We start from the raw sequence: 22,561 nt of genomic DNA, 5'->3' as shown, positions 1-22,561 counted from the left end.
CAAATATGAAAACTTTATGGACAGCTTTTTTTTTACTGCTGCTGCAATTTTTTACAGCACAGGAGAATGAAGTATATGCAGATGGTGTTTTTGGATTTGAAGAGAATAAAATCCAGAAGATTTTTACAGATTGGACGCGTGTAAGAAAATCACCGGATGCCAATTCACCGATTTTAGATTCATTGCAGACCAACCAGTCAATCATGATTCTTAAGAAAGAAGAAACCCTTCCTGCTCTGCAATTGGGAGAAAGAAAGGCCAATTGGTATAAAGTTTCTTATCAAAAAGGAACCGTAACCTCTGAAGGGTATGTTTGGGGAGGAAATCTTTGTATAGTATACCGTAACAAGAATGGATATGATTTTCTTTTTGGGCTGTCCAAAACCATCAATAAGAAAAATAAAGGATCCGATGGCTTCGAAAAGCAAAACATTGCAGGATTAAAAGCCATGGAAGGAAATACGCTGATTGATGAGGTATATTTTGATACCGGAAAAGGAGAAGAGCTCAACAGTGGAGGTTTCAATATCGAAAGCGGTCATAAACTTCAGAATATCGAATTCACTCTAAGAGCAGTGGTTTCTGGTGATGCCTGCGGTATTGCAACTTATGATCAGTATGTTCTTTTTAAAGACAAAAAGCTGATTGCCCTTCCACAACTGACCAATATTATAGATGCTGGAGTATTTTATCATGACGAACGATATATTTTCCCCAATGATAAAGGAGGAATTCCCAATGCATTTATCTTAAGAACGGAAGATATGGAGGTTGATGATAAAGACCGGGAGAAGAAAAAGAATTCTTCTAAAACCTACCTATGGAACGGAAATTCATATAAGCTGAAATAATCTTTTTATTAAAAATAGAAATCCCTCAAAACTATAATTTTGAGGGATTTTTTATGTATTTAAACTTACTTGCTGTATCCCTATTTTATCCATTCATTTACTGTAATCACTTCAGCCTGTCTCGGGAAAACCTTATTCATGAGGAGTTGATGTACTTCTTCATCTCCATCTTTACAGCAGTCTTCAATGATTGTAAGGGTATAATCTTTATCTGCAGCCTCTCTTACTGTAGACAGAACCACACCGCTGGTAGAAACCCCTGTCAAAACAAGATGCTGGATATTCAATCCTCTTAATACAACTTCAAGGTCACTTCCGGTAAAAGCACTGATTCTCCTTTTAGTAACTACAATATCCTGCTCTTCAGGAGCCAGCTCAGGATGAATCGTTACCCATTCTTTCATATTAACATCTATCATATGTTGTTTTAATGAAGAGAATATTTTATTAGTGGCATTTATTTCAGGCATTCCCTGTCTGAAGCCGACTGTAACATAAATGATAGGAATCTGGCGGGCTCTGGCCGTTTTGATCACTTCCTGTGTTTTGGAAATTAAAGGTGCTGCGTCAGATAAGGTTCCTAAAATTGATGACTGCATATCCATCACCAATAATGCTGTTTTTACTTTTTCCATTTTTGATTATATTTTATTAATGAATTGTTCCTCAGATTCTTCTAACAGTTGTTCATCAACCTTTTGTGTTTTATGATATTTAAATAATAGTTTTCTGAAAATAATAGCAATTAAAACACCTGCAATCCCTTCCAATAATAAGGTTTGGGGAGCTCCGATCTTTTCTGAAATAAACCCGATAAATACACTTCCTAAAGGCAGCATTCCAAAAATAGCAGTCAGTAAAATACTGATTGCTCTGGACCGCATTTCGGGAATCACTTCAGATTGTACAATAATATTACAGGTTGTAAACTGGGCCACACCTCCTAAACCTGTAAGGGCTGCGAAAAACATAGACCAGTAAAAGTTGGTGGCATAAGAAAAACATATTAACCCGATGCTTAGAATGACTGTACTCAAAATAAGAATGTTCCTCATAGACGCCCCTTTCTTCATAGAGGCCAGAAATACAGTTCCAAGAACGGCTCCTATTCCTATAAAGCTGGATATATAACCGAAAGTTTTTGCATCTCCTTTAAAAATTTCTTTAGCGTACACCGGAATTAATGTATCATAAGGTAAAATCAGGAAACCTGTAATTCCCAACATGATAATAACCAAACTGATGGAAGGTTCTTTTTTGAGATATCTGAAACCTTCTGCCAGTTCGGTAAATGTTCCTTTTTTATCAGATTTTTTATGAATGACTTTCACTTTCATCAGTGAGATGGAAAGCATTACAGCCGCAAAACTTGCGGCATTGATTAGAAAACAGGTTCCCGCTCCAAATTTTTGTAATATAATTCCGGAAAGGGCAGGACCAGCTAATTTTGCGATACTTGCCATTGCCGCACTTAGAGAAAGCGCACTTGGAAGATCTTCATCCTCAGTTACCACTTCATTGATCATGGCTTGGCGGGCGGGAATATCATAAGCATTGATGATCCCAAGGAAAACACTCAGTATCAGAAAACTCCATATATTTTGATGTCCTGTCATCACCAGAAATGCTAATAATGAGGCCTGAATTAACGATAAAATTTGAGTGATCTGTATAATTTTATAACGATTGTACCGGTCTGCAGCCACCCCTCCGAATGCTGAAAAAAGAAAGGAAGGAAACTGTTCAGCAAAAATGGTGAGTCCAAGCATGAACGGAGATTGAGTCATACTATAAACAACCCATACTACTGCGGTACGCTGCATCCATGTTCCGAATTGTGAGACAGAACGACCAAAGAAGTATAAGGTATAATTGGTACTTCTAAAGGCCCGGAATGTACTTATGTTGCTAAGTTTGTCCATATTTTAAGAAATAAACTTTTTGACAAATAATGTAAAAGTGTCAAAATTATGATAAAAAATTTTAACGGATATGTTTAATAACCATAGACGTCAGTGTATCTACTGTTGCCTGTAAGTTTTCAAAATTATTTTTTAGACCCATTTCGCGCCTTATTCCTCGGATACTGCTCTGTAGAATAAAGATAATGGTTTCCTGTTCTTCAATAGAAACTTTTGGGATAGCTCCTTCATTGCTGCCCGTTGCAAACAACTTAAGGAGAAGAGTTCTTTCTGCTTCCATCATCCGGTTGTGGGCATCGGTAATGTGTTTGGATTTTTCTTCATTATCCATTCCTGCTTCTATAGCTCGGAAAAATGATGATCTTTCCTCCGATGTCTTTACTTTAGCCAAGCAAAACTCCTGAATTTTTCCTTCGAAAGTCTTCCTTTTCTTCATATTGAAGTCGATTTCAGTAATAACTTCTTTGATTAAATTTTCCAAAACCGCCTGAAAAACCTCTTCACGATTCTTATAATAATAATAAATTGATGTTCTGCTTTTGCCTAAAGCTTTTGAAATATCATCCATTGTTACTTTCTTCAAGCCATACTTCAAATAAAGCCCTGAAGCGGTCTCCAGGATTTGTTGTGAAAGTTGATCTTGTTCTGTATGAGATGACATTGTTGAAAATATGGATACAAAAATAAATCATTTTTGACAAAAAAACAAATTATGTCAAAATGTATAATTGAATTCTTTTCAAAATTTAAATTAAACTCCCGTAGTTTCTGAAATCTATTGGCTTTTGCTTTCTAGAAAAAACAAATTCAATGAGCCGCAGAAGGATTCGAACCTTGTAGTCTGAGAATTATAATAGGGTTGTTCTTCTGATCAGTCTCAAAATTTGATGAGAAATAAAAAAACTTTTACCTGATCTGAATATAAAAAATGATTGTTTTATAAATTCTTGAAGTTTAAGGTAAGGTTTTTATTTAAAATAAGCTGTCTTTTTAAAGACGTTAAGAAAGCAGTCGACTGGGAATTGATTATGAAAAGGTAGATGAATATCATTCGCTTTATCGAATCAACGGAGTTGATTCTTTTCTTTGCACCTTAAAATTATATCATAAGGAAATAAATCTTTGCGTAGTCCCAACTTTTACGTATGATCCGGTTGTTCTATATATTGTTATGTTTAATATAATACATTTATAAACCTTGAAAAGAGTATGGTATAAATTGATTATAAACAAAAAACCTCACAATAGGAATTGTGAGGTTTTTGTGAGCGCGAAAGGATTCGAACCTTTGACCGTCTGCTTAGAAGGCAGATGCTCTATCCAGCTGAGCTACGCACCCATTGAGTAGTTTTGAGAAAACTACTAAAACAGTCGGGGCGGCAGGATTCGAACCTGCGACCTCCTGGTCCCAAACCAGGCGCGATGACCGGACTACGCTACGCCCCGATGAAGTCATCACTAGCGAATTTTATTTCGCGTATTGATTTTGTAAAATATTCCACTTAACAGTGAAATAAAAAAACTCACAGCATGTTGTGAGGTTTTTGTGAGCGCGAAAGGATTCGAACCTTTGACCGTCTGCTTAGAAGGCAGATGCTCTATCCAGCTGAGCTACGCACCCATTGAGTAGTTTTGAGAAAACTACTAAAACAGTCGGGGCGGCAGGATTCGAACCTGCGACCTCCTGGTCCCAAACCAGGCGCGATGACCGGACTACGCTACGCCCCGATGAGGTCATCATTAACGAATTTTACTTCGTTTTTGCGGTTGCAAAGGTACAATACTTTTTGAAATAAAAAAATAAATTGAGCGGTAATTTTTAATTAATTTTTCGTGAATACTTTATTATGAACTTTACTGGATTAATAACCATTGTTTTAAGGTGATCAGGGAATAAGAGTTTTTGAGATCTCCTTTACTTATTTTTTAGATGGAAACTTAACTTCATTATTATAGTTGAAAAGACATTTCAAAATAATTTGATAAATCACAAGTTTTAAAACAAATTTTTATAAGATTTTTACCGATCAACTTTAGATAAGATAGGCTCATTCTTGATAAAATAGAATGTATAGCTATTATATAAATTGACAAATTGTTTGTGTTATATTTCTTAAATTTTGTTAAATAAAAAAATGTGGTATGTGTTTATTTTAGTATTTTTGCCAAAACAAAAAACTAATACTTGATTTTTCCATGAAAAATTCAATCATCTTTTTTACTTTTTCGCATTGCTACGTTATTGCGGTTTCCACTGTTTTCGGATTTACTACATCCAGTTTATTCTAAAGAAATATAAATTCAGGTATTATTTGTTAGAGGTGAATCATAGTAAAAATATTAAAACATGTATAAAATTTCTTATTCAAGAGTGTTCACTATAATTGCATTATCGTGTTCTGCTTCTTTTTATTCTCAATTGGTTGGGGCAGATGCCCAGCTATGGGAAAAAGTTAATCCAACACTTCGTGAAGGTGTGAAGTGTAAAGATGAAAATTTGCTCAATTTTCATTGTGGTATTAAAGATAAAATTTTCAAAAAATATATAAAGTACAGTAAAAATAAGAGCCATACCCTTACTGCTGTACATCGTTCTAAAGACGATGAATTGATTTGGGAGAATACTGAAAAAAAGATTTCTCTAGGAAACAGTAGTTATAATACGGGAAGTAAAAAAAACATAGATATTAAAAAAGCTCCCAGTATTTTTTCTTATCTGGCTTCTTCTGACCCTAACCATGAAAAGTCTGACAGTCTTAAAATTAAATTTGAAGATCAAAATCTTTACGAACTGATATTTATAGCAAGAAAAGCAAAGCCTGTAGAACTGAATAAAATTCACTCTTATCTTTCTATAAAATATGGAATTTCATTAGAAAAAGGAAAATATTACAGTAGTGACGGGAAAATAATCTGGGATCCCGAAAAGCATAAAGAATACAGATATAAGCCGACAGGACTTGGAAGAGATAATGGAAATGAGCTTTATCAAAAGCAGTCTTCCAACCAATCAGATCTTTTTTTAACAATTGGGAAAAATTCAATTGAAAGAACGAATGTAGAAAATCAGGCAACTTTTGATAACTATCAATTTGTGATCTGGTCGGACGACAATAAAGATCTGGCATTGAAAAATGATGGTACTCTTAATGTATTACAAAAGAATTGGGAGATTAATTTCATTGGTAATAAAGTTCCTAAAGATAATTATAGTGTAAGAATTTTAAAAGAAACAATGAATCCAAGGACTTTGCCTTTAACGTATTGGATGCTGTTAAAGAAGCCTGATAACTCTGTGCAAAAGATTCAGGGAGCTGAAAATGACAAATACATTATTTTTAATAAAGTAGATTTCCTTAATGATTTTGATAACGGAGAAACAGCGCATTTCACTTTTGCAGTAAGCCCTGTGAGAGAGCAGAAGGCAGAAAGTGCTCATTCAAATCAAAGCTCAGGATCATCTGTTAATAGCACTGAATTATCGTTGAATCAGACTCAAATCAATCTTTATCCTAACCCTGTTAAAAAAGGACAAACTTTTACTGTTACTTTTCCTCCAACGGAAGGTCTTGAAATTTCCATTTATGATGGCACAGGAAGACTTGTGAAGCTTGATAATATAGATAGAAAGTCGAGTCATTATACGGGGCAGTTGGAAGTTCAGGGAGCATATATTATTAACCTTACCCAAAACAAAAAAATCATAAAAACGTTCAAATTAATCGTTGATTAAAATTATACCATGAAAATAAAGACGAATCAATTTCCTGTTACCAAGAAATCGTTTCTGCTAATGTGCTTCTTTGCGTGTATGTTTGTTTTTGCAAGCTTCACAAGAGAAGATAGGCAGAAGGTACGGAGATTTAAGAAAGAGCTGATGAGTAAATTGACTGATAAAACAGTGGATTTACAAGGTCAGAATCTAAAAGAAAATTTTTCTACCCCATTAACACAATCAAAAAAATCAGAGCAAAAGAACTTCTTGAGTAATGATCACTCATTACCTGTTAATTTAAAAAGTAACAGTAAAGAGGCTACTGAAATTAGAGATGAAATTGCTAATAGCGGAAATGTCTTTTATGCTTCTAAGGAAAAAGAAGGTACAATAGGTGCTTTCACAGATCAGGAAGAGGATGAAGTTTCTGATAACTTTTTCACCATTGATGTTTCTAATGTAGAAGGGAGCTTAGTTGCTTATCTGGAATATGACTTATTTGGATTAGCTTCTCATGAATCAGTTTCCAGATCAATCAATCATAATGTTGCTATTGGTGGTGGAATTATTGTTCCGAGTGCAAAATGGAGTCATCAAAAAGAAGCACTTAATTTGGACCTTATTAAAACGGGTTCCAATTCTATATTATTTACTTCACCAGCTGTGGGAGTGAAATATAAGGTGAAAAACTTACGATTTGTTTTTGAGAAAGATAAAAAGTTGGGCAGCAGTCCTATTGTTAGTTCTATCCTTTCGGATAATCAGCTTTATGTAAAAGGAAATACAGGAGCTTTGTCGGAAGTAATTGTGAACAATGAGGCTGTACTTGTAAAAAAAGGAGAATTTGAAAAAGTAATCAAGCTTTCGGAAAAGAATATCGCAGATGGTGAATTTTCTGTTATTGCAGGTGGAATGACAGGTACTTACAAAATTCCTGCTTCTACAAAATCTTTTAAAGTAGTTGATCATAATTATGTAAAGCCAAAAGGAATTGAAGTTTCAAAAGACAAAGAACTAAGTATAAGCTATGAAAATATGAATGTTTCTATGGAAAAAGGAACATCTGAATCTGCTTATATAGAAGTTTTAAAACTAAGAACAAAAGATATTCCGGCAGTTTCTCAAGGACTTAAAAATGTAACCTTGAATAATGCTGGTTACAGATTTTCTGTTCTGTCAGGGAAATTGGAGAAAAAAGCAAAAATCAGCATTCCTTATGATGCTAAAAGACTAGGGTTATTTTCTCCAAAAGACATTAAAATCTTCCATTTTGATTATGCCAAAAGACAATGGGTTGCTGATCATTCTGTAGTAGATGAAAAAAATAAAACAGTGACTGTTGAAGGAGATGGAGATCATGATTATATTAACGGAATTATTTCCGCTCCTGAATCTCCTCAAACAACTGCTTTTTCACCAACGAGCATCAGCGGACTGAAAGCTGCTGATCCAATGGCTGCAATGCAGATGATGAGCGCTCCTACTGCAAGCCAGAAAGGAGATGCTAATATGAATTATCCTATTAAAGTGCCAGCAGGTTTGGGAGGGGTACAACCTTCATTAGCTATTGGATATAATAGTGGCGCAGGCAATGGCTGGATGGGTGAAGGATGGGATCTTCAGGGCTTATCAGCAATTACTGTAGATACCCGATGGGGAACTCCTATGTTTGGAGGTGAAGAAACAGAACTTTATACATTGGATGGAGACATGTTGGTGTATCCAGGTGGTTATTTGCCACACAGACATAATAATGTAAGTGAAACGTCAATAGATATTACAACAGCGCGACAGCCTCGTAATCCTAGTGGAAAAAAACAGTTTTATCTTAGAAAAAATCATGACTTTACTCTTATAGAAAGGGAAGGAAACAGCCCGACGGACTATTCATGGAAGGTTACTTCTACTAATGGTACCAAAAGTTATTATGGTGGAAGTGATAATACAGTCATCAAAAATAGTGCAGGTCAAATTGTTCACTGGGGATTGAGAATGGTGGAGGATGTACATGGTAATAAAATGATGTTTACGTATCAGAATAATACGAGCGTAAATATTGGCGCTGGAAATAATGCTAATGGAGGAACGTATTTCCACATTCAAAAGATTACCTATGGAAAAAACTTAGATTATAATGTTAATTTTGTTACTGAAAGTGCAGTAAGCAGACAAGATATTAATATTAATGCAAAACAAGGAGTAAAAAGGGTAGAACCGTATCTTTTAAAAAGCATTGATGTTAGCTATAAAACCCAGAAAATACGCAGCTACAAAGCAGAATATGAGGATGGACAGTTTTCAAAAACAAGACTGAGAAGACTTTATATTCAGGGATATAATATTAAAGATCCAACTCCGCTTCCTATTGTTGACGATTATACATTTGAATATTATAACGAGGTAGAGAATAATCAGATTTTTGGACCTGATAAAATAGTTCAGGTTAATAATAACGTTCCCAGTCCTTATGGAAGTCTTATAGGAGATCTATTAAAGCCATCAAAAATTAACGGAAACATTTCCACTGAAAGCGGACTGAATTTCAGAGCTGCTGCTGGACTGAATTTTTTCTATTCCTCAAATGATGCTTATGGACATCTTATGTTTGGTTTTCCTTTTGGATATTCTACAGCAGAAGCCAAAAATGTTCAGCAGCTTATTGATTTTAATGGTGATGGGATACAGGACATGATCTATAGAACGTCTTCAGGACTTCGTTATAGTGAAGGGAAGTTGAATTTATATGGCGAACTGTCATTTTTACCACCTAAACCTATTCTAAATTACAATAGTAATTTTTCTTTTACCGAAACTAAAACCAATAACTCAGGATGGGATATGGGGGCTATTGTATATAGTAAATCTTCCATAACCTCAACCTCTAAAGGAATAACTTCTACTTATTTGATTGATGCTAATTCCGATGGATTGGTGGATATTGTGAATGATGGTAAAGTTTGGTTTAATAAATATAATCAGGGTGGAAGCCCTGAAATGACTCAGCATTCAGAATATACTGAAAATATGGTCGTTAAAGTTAAACCTATAGCACCCCCACTTATACCCCCTCCAGGACCAAAAGTTCCTCCTATTGTGGAACCGGATTATCCTCCAACTCCTATTGCCGATGTGGTAAAAGTTTGGATTGCTTCTCAGGACGGGTACATTACTATTAGTGATAATGTGAGTATAAGTGGTATAGATCCTTTAAACCCTGTCATTGTGTTAAAACCAACGGCTAAGGCATACTATTCTGTAGAGATAGCGAATCCTGATTATGTAGTTGGAGATACCCAGCCTAATAATTTCTATCATGCAAGGGTCTTTTTAACGCAGCTTAATCCTAATAATCTGTCACAGTCTTTCACGATTTCCAGATATAATGATTATTATGACCAGATTATTAATGTACCTGCAGGAAATACCCAATATAATGTACATGGTGCCATTAATAATGCAAATAGATTATTTGTGAAAAGTGGAGATAAAGTGTACATAAGGCTTCATAAGAATTCGGATGACAATCTGCAAATAGACTCTGATCCAACGGTTACTTATATTGATCCTGCCACCGGATTGGCATTGAGAGGAAGAAACCTTGAGCAGGATCAGTTTCGATTGAATAATGGAAGTTATGGAAACAATTTTTTCCTTAATAATCTAATAGCACCGATATATTTGGATGCTGATGGAATGGCAAACATTGTTGTTTCCAGTGTTGATTTCCCTTCTTCTAAAGATGATTTTACTTTTAAGGTGATCAAGGAAAATACAATTACCGGTGCTGTAACTGTTTTGCATTCCGATAATTATATTCAAAGCGACACACCATTCAGTACACAGGAATATGTTGGTTCAATATCTGTAAGTGCAAACGAACCGGTTTATTTGAAGTTTATTGTAGAATCTGATTCATATACAAATTTCCTTACTAACAACTGGCAGAATTCCATTTCTGTAGGGTATAATGCAACTACATCTACAAATGGAAATATCAGTATGAGTTTTAAGCCTGAAGCTCAATATCCTTCATTTGCAGTTACTAAACTTAAGGAGAAGCTTGACATTAGATTAACGCCAACAAATCCTCCGGTTACCGGAATTCATGAATTTGGGGTTCAGATTAATAAGAATATAGCGAATGCTACTACCCTGGGAACAGGAAGTTTTTATTATGTGATCAAAAAGCAAGGCCATGTTCTTGCCAAGAGAAAAGTATCCATTACAGCAGCACAAGGCACTGTGCCAACTTTGGTGGAAGAGAACATGTTTACAGGGCAGTCTGTTCCGGGAATAGATCCGACTACGATTTATACAGGGAGCTTAACGCAGCCTACCTTTGATTTAGGATTTAATGTACAGGTTTATTGTCAGACAGGCGCTGAATATGCTTTATTTAATAAATACTCAGAGTATTTTCAAGGAAGACCTTTTAATATTTATTATGATACCACTAGCTTGTTGACTACTGTGTGGCCTACTTCAGTAAATACGGCAATGTATAATACAAAATCGGCTATTTATAATAACTGGGGTCAATTTTTATATAAACCAAACAATTTTGTAGATTATAGCTATGGAACGCCTATTGAAGCTGAAACATTCACAGGGGATGTTGCTTTGCAGAATACATACTCTGCTTGTCAGGGATTGACTGGTCAAGCGCTTACAGATTGTGTGGCAACAAACGGTAATTCAACTTGTCAAGGTTTAACCGGACAGGCTTTAACAGATTGTGTGGCATTAAATGGTAATCCTAATGCCGGAAATAATATGGTATCTCAGTATGCCTACCCTATGAAACCGTTCTCAGAATGGATTATTAAACCTCGCCCTCAGCCAATGGTTAGAATTGATAAGTGGATAGGCACAGGAGGTAGACAACAATTTTCAACGGCTACTTCTTTCAGGGATCATGAAGAAATAAATTATTTTACGAGTCCTGTTCCGGATCCTCCTGCAATGATTCCTACAACACTTGTAGATGGTGTATTGTCTTTAGATACCACAATGAAGGCAATCAGTAAGAAGCAAAGCAGCCGTTCCAAGAATACAACCAACGGACTTAGCGTAAGTACAGTAAGTAGTGGTAATTCTGAAACGATACAGCTTAAAGATGGTAATATTGAAACACAGACATTCTCGGATATGAATGGGGACGGATATCCTGATATGGTATATCCTGAATCGATACAATACACGAATTCTGTAGGAGGTTTGAACGATATTAAGCTTGTTGCAACTGGTGATTTTCCTACAAACACATATAGTTATTTAAAGGTTAATTCTTTAGGTGCTTCTTTTAATGTCTTTTCAGCCAGTGGAAGAAATAAAGTAAATGGTTCAAACGGAAATCAGGCGCATGCTAATAATTCAATGCCTTGGTCCGTTGCGGTAACTGCAGGGGTTGGAGCTAATGATTATTTTGATTCATATGATTCAGGAAGATCATTCTGGACAGATGTGAATGGAGATGGCTTACCAGATAGAATTATTGATTATGGTACAGTAATGTTCAACCTTGGAAACAGCCTGTCTGATCCTATTTATTATCAGAACATGATTCCTTACCGTTCTCGCCCTATTGGTGGCTTGAATTTTTCTATAGGAGGAGGTCTTGGATCTTTTGCTAATCTTAGTGCTTTGAGTAGTTTTGGTTTTGGAATAAGTGCCAGTGCCGGAGGATCAGGATCTAAAGGAACCGCTGAAGTTGTTTATGAAGATATTAACGGAGATGGTTTGATCGATATTCTTGAAGTGGATAATAACAATAAATCTGCGAAAGTTCGTTATAACCTTGGAAATAAATTTGCTAGTGCAGTTCCTGTGCTTAAAGCAGCAGGAAAAGTTGATTTTACAGAAGAAACCGGTTCATATAACGGATACGTTTCTTTCGGTGGAAATATGATGCTGAATTTTGGACCTATTCCTATTATTCCACCTGCTATTTTGGTTATTTTCATAAAAGCAGGAGCGGGAGCCACTGCCAATTTGGGGATTAATGTTTCTGAAACGAAAAAAGCTTTCAGAGATATGAACGGAGATGGATTCCCGGACCTTGTTGTGGATACAAACGATGGATTTATTGTCAATTATTCATTAATCGGAAAAACGAATAAACTTAAGTCCGTTACTCATGCGATAACCAAAGGGCAGTATACAGTTGATTATAAGTTTACTCAACCTAATTATCAGGATCCTCATGCCAAACTGGTAGTAGATAAAGTGAAAATTTTGAATCCTGATGTATTCAGTACCAACTATACTGAGTCTGATGAAACGAAAGATATTGTAACGAAATATACATTTGAGAATTCCAAATATGACAGAAGAGAAAGAGATAATTTTGGATTCGGAACGGTAACAAGTGAGCAAATTAGTGCTGCTGGAAGTACGTATAGAAAGACTATTGATACCTATTACAATACAAGTTACTTCTTAAACGGATTAATTAAAGAAAGTAAAGTAATTACAGGGAATGATGAGCTGATCTCTAAAGTTAATTATAATTATCATCTATACAAATTTAAAGACAATGTAACGAGGATAGATCCTAATTATTTGCCGGAAGATTTTGATACCGGAGGAAAAGAAGGCCGAAAAATGGCTATAGTTCTGCTGGATAAAAAAATCAATACAAAATATGAAATTGGAGGACAGATTGAAACCACCGAGAAAATGGAATATGATTATAATACAGGATTGATTTCGAATTATACATATGCCAGCCCTACTAATTCTTATAAATCTGTGATACAATATTGGGGGCAGCTTAATAACAATATTATTGGGGTGCCTAAACAGATTGATGTGTACGATGGATCAGGCTCTACACTTCTGAGACAAAGAAGCACACAGAACATTAATGCGAATACAGGAACCATAGGAAAATATGTTGTTTTCGATGGATCTCAGAATATTGAAACAGATTATACCTATGAAACATCAGGAAATGTGAAAACTATAACTTATCCGCCAGATGAAAACTCTAACAGATATTCGATATCTTATGAGTACGACGGTGAGACAGGTAAATATGTGGCGAGAACGACTGATGCTTTTGGGTATATTTCTTTTGGATTATATAATCCTCTTTTAGATGTTTTAACAAAAAGTACAGACATCACAGGAAACTCAATTGACTATGCATATGATGATTATGGAAGAATGGTTGCTGTAAATGATCCTTACAGCCTTGTCGGAAATTCTACTGTAAAGCACACTTACTATTTTGATCACTATGGGATTCCGAATTCAGATCAGAGTATTAAAATATTCCGAGCTAAGACTTCTCATTACGATGCAGATCATCCAAATAATACGATAGACACAGACTCTTACTCAGATTTCATGGGAAGAGTAATACAGGTGAAAAAGGATGTTGATATCAACGGAACGGAACGTAGAGCCATTTCCGGAAGACCGGTATTTGATGTTTTGGGAAGACAGGTATATCAATATCAGCCTCAAGAAGGAGATCTTCAAAATAATAATCTGAACCTGGATCTCAGCCAATATATGCTGGCAAATACCTATGACCGTTCCGACAGGATTACAAATGTTAAATATGAGGATAATGTAGAAAAATCAATTCGCTATGAAATAGAAGGGAATCTATTTAAAACGACAGAGGAGTTAGATGTTACCAAAACAGAAACTTTTACGAATGCCGAAGGACAAATTGTTGAAAAAGTAAATTATCTGAATAGCGATCCATTATCTACAAAATTTGAATACAATACAATAGGTGAGCTACTTGCGGTGAGTGATCCACAGGGGATTAAAACTACCTACAAATATAATCTTGCCGGAAGAAGAACTGAAATGCTACATCCTGATAAAGGGCTTACCACGTATGTATACGATTCTGCTGGACATATGATTAGGTTTGGAACAGCAAATCTTGCTAATGATCCTAATATCCAGACCCATCAGATTCATTATAAATACGATAAGAACAGGTTGACTGATATTGAGCTTCCTGATCTTCCGAGTAGTGCCACCAATCCTAATAATGTGCATTATGATTATATGCCAGCCAATTCAGGAAATAATTCAGGAAGAATTATTACAAAAACAGATGGTACAGGGTATACTACTTATACCTATGGTAAATTGGGCGAAGTTGTATCAGAAACCCGCAGAATATTCGGGTATAATATTCCAACTATGGAATTCAAAACGGATTATGTGTACGACAGTTGGAACCGTCTGAAAAAACTAACATATCCTGACGGAGAGCAACTGTTCTACAGTTATGATCTTGGAGGAAACCTGAATAAAATTACGAATGGCAGTTATAATTATATTCAGAATATAAAATATGATCACTATGAACAGAGAATAGCAGCCAATTATGGAAATGGAACGAGAACAGATTATTCATATATTATTACTAACAGAAGATTGGATCATTTCGGGCTTTGGAGTAATTCCGATGCATTTTTATCCAACAGGTATAAATATGATAACAGAGGAAATATCACGGAGCTTAATAATGATGTTGGGGTAACTCCGAATCAGATGGGAGGGACATATGCTTTTGGTTATAAATATGATACCTTAAACAGATTAATTAGTACAGGAGCAGATATGGGGCTTAACGATAAAGGAGGAACTCCTACAACGCCCAATAATTCTCCCTATTCACAAAGTAATTCCCACTTTGATCTTAAGAAGATGGTGTATAATGAAAGCGGAGGAATCTTATTAAAAGAGCAGGTGCATCATATTGATCAGCAGCCTGAACCATTAAATACGTATTCCAACAATTATAAATATATTCCTGGTACTCATAAAGTAGACGCAATTATTGATAATAATATCAGTGGTACACAACAATTTTTCGGTTACGATGATAATGGTAATACGATTAAACATACAGATGAATTTGGTGCTAAGCAGATGTTCTGGGATGAACAGGACCGTTTGAAAGCTTTTTACAGTGACGATTCCGGTGTATATCAATACTATGTATATGATGATAAAGGAGAAAGAACAATTAAGTATAATCTGCATGGAAGTTCGCAATTGTATCAGAATGGAGAGTTGGTAGACCCAGGAAGCTTAAGCCTAAATGATTATACATTATATCCTAATCCATATGTAACGGTATCCTTAAACGGGCAGTATACCAAACATTATTTTGAAGGAGCAACCCGTTTTGCAAGTAGAGTAATGGATGGAAACGGTATTTTTGTTCCACTAAATCTTAGAGCATCTGATCAGGGTACAACGATGAGAGAACCTGATCCTTCAGTTGATTTCAAAACATATCTTGAAAAAGCAGGGGTAGGTGATATTTCAGTATCAGAGCTGAATACTTTAAACGGACCAACAAGTCAGTTAGGATTATACTATTTACATAATGATCATCTGGGAACGGCAACATTTGTTACCAATTCAAGTGGTCAGAGTACTCAGTTTTTCTTAAATTTACCATTCGGAGAAACGATGTTGGAGCAGCGAACAGGAGTATATGATAATCCATATAAGTTCAATGCAAAAGAATTGGATAGAGAAACAGGGCTGTATTATTATGGAGCCAGATATTATAACCCGAGAGCCAGTATTTGGTATGGAGTGGATCCACTAGCGGAACAAACAATGGAGCCTTATATTTATTGTGGAAACAACCCTATTAGTTACATTGATCCTAATGGAAATTTTAGATTACCAGCAAATGCTACGAAAGAGCAAAGAAGATTATATAAGGAGTCAATAAAAACTATAAAAGCGATGTTTCGAGATTCAGAATTTCGAGGAGCGTTTAAAGACAGATTTAAGGTAGATGATAAAATGATACGGAAAATGCTCAAAGATGGAGATGGGCCCACTGTTATAATGAATGAAAGTATTGGACATTTGGGGTTATTTGATCAAAAAAAAGATCCCAATAATATTTATATTGATTCTGGCGTAATAAACACGGTTTCAAAAAATTCAGGAAATAAAAAGTATATTGATAATTTAGCAGAAATAATAATTCATGAAGGTGGTCATTGGGCAGACTATGCATTTGACCATATTTCCGAGGAATTTACCCCAGGTTTTAAGACGGGTTTTCATTCAAAAAGTGGTATGCCAGATGCGGGAGATAATTGGGAACTTATTTATTTTGGAACAGATACTCAATTTTCTGCTTCTGATCGTGATATAATTACTGAAAAGTTTGATAAAATTAGAAGTAATAATTTTAGAAAAGATTTTTGGCAACAGATTCGAAACAAAAACTCTAAATCAGAAAGAAATCCATCTAATTTAGAAATTTATAAAAAACCAAAAGATAATTTGCGAACAAGATCATGTTATTAATCTAAAATTTCCAAATAGTATGAATTTTAAGAGTAAAATATTTATAATTTTATTATCCTCTTTATTACTTACGAATTGTAAGGAGGAAATGAAAAAGTGTGTAAGCCAATCTACCGATACTAATGTAAAACTATATAATGATTTAACAGATCAGTTGATACCTTATTTTTTTAGAGAAGATTATTTAGGTGAAAAAAGATATTTTGATAGTTTAAGAGTTCATGATGATGATTTATATATCGAAGAGAAGACAAAAGCGCACAACGAAATTTTTAATCATCCTGAAAAATTTTGCAATTTGTATATAGATTCTATTAAAAATAAAAATACTGATTTTGCTACAGGTAGTACCGAAGATAATATAAAATACATACAAAGAAATAAGGATTTTTTTAAAGACTTTTCCAATAGTCCAGATATTATTAAAAATTTAAGCCTACGAAGTTCTATAAAAGCAAATCAATTTAATTTGTGTACCGCAAAAGTGCTGGATCTGGCAGAGTATGATAAACATACAAATGAATGTGAGATAGGTGTTGTCTATTTTTCAGAGATTGTATTCGATACTTCAAAAAAAAGAGCATTAGTTTTTGTTGACCATCGTATAAAAAAAGATTATTACGGTAGAAATGCTGTATTTAAACTAAGATTGCATGATAATTATTGGGAAATAGAAGATGTTATGTTAGTGTCAACTTCCTAATTTCCGGCTCTTTCCCGATAGCACGGATTTGTAATCCGTGCCTGTAATAGAACAAAAACTTTGCAATCTGCAAAGTTTTTGTTAAAATAGATATTTTTAAAAGGCTTTCCCCCCGCTCGTGCTTGTATATAAAGAAGAAACCCTTGCAAATTGCGAGGGTTTTTTAATTAAATAAACCTCACTAATTTCTATATTTGCCGCATGAAAAGATTAATGTTGATGTATGTATTTTTTCCGGTATTTATATTCTCGCAGACAACCGGAAAAGTGATCAAAATTGCAGATGGAGATACCATTACGATCCTTTTAGAAGGAAACCAGCAGAAAAAACTCAGATTGGCCGAAGTAGATTGTCCCGAAAAAGGGCAGCCGTTTGGAAAAAATGCCAAGCAGTTCACTTCCGATAAAGTATTTGGAAAAACAATTAGTTTTGTTGAGACAGATACCGATCGTTACGGACGTTCTATTGCCAAAGTATATTACGATAACGGCAAATACCTTTCACGCGAGCTGATAAAAGCAGGATTCGGATGGTGGTATTTCTCTTACTCTAAAGATGCTTCATTGGGAAAACTTCAGGAAAGTGCACAGCAGAATAAAAGAGGTCTCTGGCAGGATGTAAATGCAGTTGCTCCCTGGGAATACCGAAAAATGAAGCGTGACCTTAGAAATAAAAAAGCAGAAACAGTAAAAAACGAAACAAAAACAAAAAGAGTGGCCTAGAACACTCTTTTTTGCTTTTTATCTTAAGATCAATACTATTTTATCTTTCCTTTTTGTTGACAAATAGATAGAAGCTGGTGGCTGTGAATATAAAGATAGCCGCGATATTACAGTAATCCAGTCTTTCAAAACTGATATTCTCACTCAGTAAATGTTCAAGAGATCGGTATCCGCCTGTAAAAATTAAAAAATCAGTGAAGGCCTTCTGTTGAATAATGGTGGTGAAAAGAAGCATGAATACTCCAAAACCAATAGGGTAGATGAAGTTTTTGAAAAGCAGGCTTAAGGTCAACTGTACCATAGAAATTGCAGAAAGAGTAATCAGTAATTTAAGAAAAATATAAAAAATAACCTCTCTGAAATCATAATTCTGAAACCCAAGAACAGGGAAAGCAATACTTAAAAGATATCCGCTCAATAAAAATGCCAGATAAGAGAAAAGTACCGCAAAAAAAACTGTTATCTGAATAAATAAAGCCTTTGAAAAAAAGATCTTCGATTTGGAAATAGGAAGTGTAAAAAGAATTTTATAATTGTTATTTTTATTTTCAACATCACAGCAGGCATGTACGAAAAGAGCAACCAGAATAGGGAAGAGCAGATAATAAAACATAAATACACTGCGTCCCAATGACATTTTCCAGGGATTTATTGTCCCTTCTACACTGTCAATATCTGAGCTGATCGTATCATAAGCAATATACAGATCAATACCGAAAATAATCAGAACGGGAAGAAGCAGAACTCCGAAGATCTCTTTGTTTTTGGAAAGCTTATACTGCTCCGATGAAAAAGCTTTAGAGAAAGTATTGGTATTAATCATTTTTCTTGGAAATTAAGTTAATGAAAATCTGCTCCAAATTGGTGTTTTGAGAATCTATATCATAAATCTCAATACCATTCTGAATCAGGTTTTTTAAAAGAAGGTGAAAGTCTTTATCATCATTGATTCTGACCGAAATTTTATTATCACTGTTAAGCGTCGCTGTAAAAGATTCCTGTACAACAGATAATGCCTTTTCCGGTTGATCGGTTCTCAAAACAACATCTTTTTCAACTTGGCTTAAAAGCTCATTCTTTGTGCCCTGAAAAACCATCTCGCCACCTTCGATAATTCCGATATGAGTTGCTGTTTTTTCCAGCTCACTTAAAATATGGCTCGAAAGGAAAATAGTTTTTCCCTCATCATTCAGGTGCTGAAAAAGCTTTCTCATTTCAAAAATTCCCTGAGGATCAAGCCCGTTCAAAGGTTCGTCCAGAATCAATAGTTTAGGATCGTGAAAAATGGCCATGGCAATTCCCAATCGTTGTTTCATTCCCATAGACAAAGCGCTGGCTTTCTTTTTCTTTTCCCGCTGAAGATCTACCAGTTCCAAAACTTCATCAATCCTTTTTTGTCCTTTTCCGTAAACAATATCCAGGTATTTCAGATTTTCATAAACAGTCAGTTTTGTATAAAAACAGGGAGATTCGATGAGATTTCCAGTCGTGGAAAGTATTTCTGTCCGATATTGCTTTAAACTTTTATTTTGAATGAAAATAGGATCGCCATTCACTTCCAAAAGTCCCAAAAGAAGTTTGATCGTTGTTGATTTTCCAGCCCCATTCCTTCCGAGATAGCCATAAATGCTGCCTTCCGGTATCGTAAGATTGATATTATTTAAAATAGTTTTCGATCCTATGGTATAACAGAGATCTTTTGTCGTAATACTGTTCATCATTTTTTGATTGGGGTTAAAACGGTATTGGTATCAATGTAAAATATGCCGTCAAAGAATTGGCTCCATTTCTTTTTCTGATCCACACCCTGGTTGACTGTAGATACAAATTCCTTTTTTAAGAGAGAATTTTCAGGAATGTTTCTCAAATCAATAAAAAAGTAAGGTGTTTTCATCGCATGAAATGTATTTTCGATCGCAAATTTTCCGGGCTTGTTGAAAAAGCTTTTATTATCATTTAATTTGGCGTAGGATGAAAAATCAACCATGTAGGAAGCTTTCCCGTACTTTTTCTTAATATAAGAGCCTAAAGGAGTATATTCTTTATTGTATGGAGCAGAAAAAGTATGAATATTGGCACACCATACTATAATCTTTTGATTAGGGTAAACGGAATCGATCTGATGGATAAGGTTTTGGGTCATCAAAGAATCCCGGAACTGCATACTAGGCATCGACCCGGATTTATATTTCCATATCTTGGTTAAATTGTTTCTGATATCACGTAAATATCTGGCATACATACTGTTTTCAGTATTCTTTTCCAGTTTTAGAACCGCTTTTTCCAGTTGGCTGATCTCATTCAGAAGTTCATTTTTCTGATTTTCTTTTAAATTTCTTTTGGTATAACCTTCGTACATGAAATATTCGATCTTATCCAGATGTTTGTTGAAGAGGGGTGAACCTTTAAGGGAAATAGTATTTTTACTTAAAAAATCTTTCAACAGTTTACCTCGTCTGTTGTAAAGTGCGTCTCCAGAAAATTGTATATCAAACCCGCCAATTTCTATTGGTTGTGTAGTAGTTTTTGTTCTTTGATAATAAGAAATCAGGGGCTGTGTTTCGTTGTTATTCCACCAGAAATCAAAAAGTCCAATACTTCCTATGGAATCTGACGGAATTTTGAGAGAATGGTTTTTCATCTCTTCATTCATCATCCATGTGTCATATTGCCCTGCTTCGTACAATACGATGTTGTATCCGAGATTTTCGTGAAGATATCGAATCAGTCTGCTTTTGGCCTGCATAGTGGCTCCGTCATAATGAATGTTCTCGCCCAGCATGATAATTCTATTATCTTTCAATACAGAATCAAGGAATTTTAAATCCTTATTTTCTGTTGTTTCCATTGAAAGGCTTGTAATAGGATGTCTATGCTGCTGAATATCAATAAGAAGTGCCTGTTTTCCTTTTTCAGGGATTTCTTTAAAAACAATTGTATTCAGGGCAACAACTGCAATAAGAGAAATTATCAATAAGTAAAGTATTTTCTTCATTCACTAAAAATTATACAGTTGCTCAATAGGTGTTGGTTTTTATTTTAAATATAATAAAAAATACTAGCTTTCTGTAGGAATTGTAAATGAGGTTGTCGAAAATAGTGCCATATATGGAATAATGTCAATTCGTCACTTTTTTGCCCTTTTGAAAAATAAAATAGGCTATCAATCGGGATGAAACAAAAAAACTCACAAAAATATGTGAGTTTCTATTGAAAGATTACCTTTCTTTACTATCTATATCTTTATTCTAAGGATTAGATTTTACAGCATCATACATCATAGAATCCTTCTGCTGATCAGTATAATCGTACCTATAATTATAAAATGAAGCTTCCCAGTCACCATAGCCAACGTTAGGGATGATGATGAATTTTTTACCGAACTCTTTTGCTGAACTTTTTACTGCGGCAGAACGGTCTCCTTCTGTTTTTTTATCGAAAATATCCGCGAAATCAGCGAGGTTATCACCTAACAATAAAACGATCTCATAATTTTTGGCGATATCTTTTCTTCGGTTTTCCTTACTGCTTTCCTTTGATCTCAAAATAAGATGATCCTCTCCTTGGATAGGGAAGTTATATTTTTTCAAGTTTTTCAATGTTCCTGCTCGTTCCTGTTCAGTACGGTTCGTGATGTAGAATACCTGGATACCTTTATTGGCTGCATATTGGTAAAACTCCTGCGAACCGGTAAGAGGTTTTGCGATTCCTTTTGCGGTCCATTCTTCCCATGTTTTTTGATCGTAATTCTTACCCATTTTTGAACGCTCAACAGCGTAATAAGAATTATCCAGAAACGTTTCATCAATATCAGAAATGATCGCTAACGGTCTCTGAGGATTTTTTGCCAATGCTTCATCCAAACGAAGCTGAGCAATATTGTAAGCCTGCAGACATAGCGCTTCATATTCAGCAGCTCTCTGCTGATAGAAAGCAGCATATAGTTTTCCATGATGTCCAAGATCTTGGTAAGGTGCATTTTGAATAGCTGCTGTTGAAACTGGAGTGGCTGTTTTACAAGAGGTAACGAAAATAAGAAAACAGCTTGCGATGATAAGATTTAAATTTTTCATTGAATTTAAAATTGAGAATAACACATGATGTGAATATAAACAAAAAACCTCACAATAAAAATTGTGAGGTTTTCGTGAGCGCGAAAGGATTCGAACCTTTGACCGTCCCGATCACAAATCGGGATGCTCTATATTTTTCTGTTGTATTAATTTTTCGATTTTAATTTTGCTTTTCCAGTTTTTGATTTCCCTCTCTCTGTTATAAGCATTCTCTTTTGAATTGAAATCTTCTTTGTAAACAATAATCCAGTCTTTAGCTT

12 protein-coding genes and 4 tRNA genes are annotated in these 22,561 nt (G+C 34.9%); 5 read left to right on the top strand and 11 right to left on the bottom strand.

The window, feature by feature from the left end:
• Positions 1-5: 5 nt before the first annotated feature.
• Positions 6-851, top strand: a complete 846-nt coding sequence (locus ACQ76T_RS24960; protein ID WP_431345893.1) for an SH3 domain-containing protein — start codon at positions 6-8, stop codon at positions 849-851.
• Positions 852-931: 80 nt separating this feature from the next.
• On the opposite strand, the gene ACQ76T_RS24955 is transcribed toward ACQ76T_RS24960, so the two are convergent.
• From ACQ76T_RS24955 to ACQ76T_RS24925, 7 genes are all read right to left on the bottom strand, one after another.
• The gene (locus tag ACQ76T_RS24955) at positions 932-1,486 is read right to left on the bottom strand and encodes a cysteine hydrolase family protein (RefSeq protein WP_431345892.1); all 555 of its coding nucleotides are present in this window, start codon (positions 1,484-1,486) and stop codon (positions 932-934) included.
• Positions 1,487-1,492: 6 nt separating this feature from the next.
• Complete coding sequence (locus ACQ76T_RS24950; protein ID WP_431345891.1) at positions 1,493-2,773, bottom strand: MFS transporter; 1,281 nt, start codon at positions 2,771-2,773, stop codon at positions 1,493-1,495.
• 61 nt (positions 2,774-2,834) lie between these two features.
• A complete protein-coding gene (locus tag ACQ76T_RS24945; RefSeq protein WP_431345890.1) occupies positions 2,835-3,434 on the bottom strand; it encodes a TetR/AcrR family transcriptional regulator in 600 nt (199 codons plus the stop codon).
• 604 nt (positions 3,435-4,038) lie between these two features.
• Positions 4,039-4,112, bottom strand: a tRNA-Arg gene (locus ACQ76T_RS24940).
• 32 nt (positions 4,113-4,144) lie between these two features.
• Positions 4,145-4,219 (bottom strand) — tRNA-Pro (locus ACQ76T_RS24935).
• Positions 4,220-4,320: 101 nt separating this feature from the next.
• Positions 4,321-4,394, bottom strand: a tRNA-Arg gene (locus tag ACQ76T_RS24930).
• Between the two features lie 32 nt (positions 4,395-4,426).
• Positions 4,427-4,501: transfer RNA gene (locus tag ACQ76T_RS24925), tRNA-Pro, on the bottom strand.
• A 619-nt stretch (positions 4,502-5,120) separates the two neighbouring features.
• Here ACQ76T_RS24925 and ACQ76T_RS24920 point away from each other — a divergent pair.
• The 4 genes from ACQ76T_RS24920 (at position 5,121) to ACQ76T_RS24905 (ending at position 18,228) form a co-directional block, all read left to right on the top strand.
• Positions 5,121-6,506: a T9SS type A sorting domain-containing protein gene (locus ACQ76T_RS24920; RefSeq protein ID WP_431345889.1), complete on the top strand. Its 1,386-nt coding sequence runs from the start codon at positions 5,121-5,123 to the stop codon at positions 6,504-6,506.
• A gap of 9 nt (positions 6,507-6,515) precedes the next feature.
• Complete coding sequence (locus ACQ76T_RS24915; RefSeq protein WP_431345888.1) at positions 6,516-16,802, top strand: SpvB/TcaC N-terminal domain-containing protein; 10,287 nt, start codon at positions 6,516-6,518, stop codon at positions 16,800-16,802.
• A gap of 19 nt (positions 16,803-16,821) precedes the next feature.
• The gene (locus ACQ76T_RS24910; protein ID WP_431345887.1) at positions 16,822-17,505 is read left to right on the top strand and encodes a hypothetical protein; all 684 of its coding nucleotides are present in this window, start codon (positions 16,822-16,824) and stop codon (positions 17,503-17,505) included.
• Between the two features lie 201 nt (positions 17,506-17,706).
• Positions 17,707-18,228 (top strand): thermonuclease family protein, encoded by a 522-nt coding sequence (locus ACQ76T_RS24905; protein ID WP_431345886.1) that lies wholly within the window; start codon positions 17,707-17,709, stop codon positions 18,226-18,228.
• Positions 18,229-18,268: 40 nt separating this feature from the next.
• Here ACQ76T_RS24905 and ACQ76T_RS24900 read toward each other — a convergent pair whose 3' ends face one another.
• From ACQ76T_RS24900 to ACQ76T_RS24885, 4 genes are all read right to left on the bottom strand, one after another.
• The gene (locus ACQ76T_RS24900; protein ID WP_431345885.1) at positions 18,269-19,051 is read right to left on the bottom strand and encodes an ABC transporter permease; all 783 of its coding nucleotides are present in this window, start codon (positions 19,049-19,051) and stop codon (positions 18,269-18,271) included.
• Positions 19,044-19,949: an ABC transporter ATP-binding protein gene (locus tag ACQ76T_RS24895; RefSeq protein WP_431345884.1), complete on the bottom strand. Its 906-nt coding sequence runs from the start codon at positions 19,947-19,949 to the stop codon at positions 19,044-19,046. The genes ACQ76T_RS24900 and ACQ76T_RS24895 overlap by 8 nt, the downstream gene beginning before the upstream one ends.
• The gene (locus tag ACQ76T_RS24890) at positions 19,946-21,223 is read right to left on the bottom strand and encodes an erythromycin esterase family protein (RefSeq protein WP_431345883.1); all 1,278 of its coding nucleotides are present in this window, start codon (positions 21,221-21,223) and stop codon (positions 19,946-19,948) included. The genes ACQ76T_RS24895 and ACQ76T_RS24890 overlap by 4 nt, the downstream gene beginning before the upstream one ends.
• 253 nt (positions 21,224-21,476) lie before the next feature.
• Entirely contained in the window at positions 21,477-22,301 is an 825-nt protein-coding gene (locus tag ACQ76T_RS24885) for a 5'-nucleotidase, lipoprotein e(P4) family (RefSeq protein WP_431345882.1), read from the bottom strand.
• Positions 22,302-22,561 lie beyond the last annotated feature (260 nt).

It is taken from the genome of Chryseobacterium sp. JK1, from assembly GCF_050632815.1.
Classification (GTDB): Bacteria; Bacteroidota; Bacteroidia; order Flavobacteriales; family Weeksellaceae; genus Chryseobacterium.
Note: the sequence above shows the minus strand (reverse complement) of the source record. Positions and strands in the feature narration are given on the sequence as shown.

Bases quoted from the DNA above. Each gene is read 5' to 3' on its own strand.
- ACQ76T_RS24900 (WP_431345885.1), bottom strand. From the start codon at position 19,051: ATGATTAATACCAATACTTTCTCTAAAGCTTTTTCATCGGAGCAGTAT.
- ACQ76T_RS24910 (WP_431345887.1), top strand. From the start codon at position 16,822: ATGAATTTTAAGAGTAAAATATTTATAATTTTATTATCCTCTTTATTA.
- ACQ76T_RS24895 (WP_431345884.1), bottom strand. From the start codon at position 19,949: ATGATGAACAGTATTACGACAAAAGATCTCTGTTATACCATAGGATCG.
- ACQ76T_RS24945 (WP_431345890.1), bottom strand. From the start codon at position 3,434: ATGTCATCTCATACAGAACAAGATCAACTTTCACAACAAATCCTGGAG.
- ACQ76T_RS24950 (WP_431345891.1), bottom strand. From the start codon at position 2,773: ATGGACAAACTTAGCAACATAAGTACATTCCGGGCCTTTAGAAGTACC.
- ACQ76T_RS24960 (WP_431345893.1), top strand. From the start codon at position 6: ATGAAAACTTTATGGACAGCTTTTTTTTTACTGCTGCTGCAATTTTTT.
- ACQ76T_RS24890 (WP_431345883.1), bottom strand. From the start codon at position 21,223: ATGAAGAAAATACTTTACTTATTGATAATTTCTCTTATTGCAGTTGTT.
- ACQ76T_RS24905 (WP_431345886.1), top strand. From the start codon at position 17,707: ATGAAAAGATTAATGTTGATGTATGTATTTTTTCCGGTATTTATATTC.
- ACQ76T_RS24955 (WP_431345892.1), bottom strand. From the start codon at position 1,486: ATGGAAAAAGTAAAAACAGCATTATTGGTGATGGATATGCAGTCATCA.
- ACQ76T_RS24920 (WP_431345889.1), top strand. From the start codon at position 5,121: ATGTATAAAATTTCTTATTCAAGAGTGTTCACTATAATTGCATTATCG.
- ACQ76T_RS24915 (WP_431345888.1), top strand. From the start codon at position 6,516: ATGAAAATAAAGACGAATCAATTTCCTGTTACCAAGAAATCGTTTCTG.
- ACQ76T_RS24885 (WP_431345882.1), bottom strand. From the start codon at position 22,301: ATGAAAAATTTAAATCTTATCATCGCAAGCTGTTTTCTTATTTTCGTT.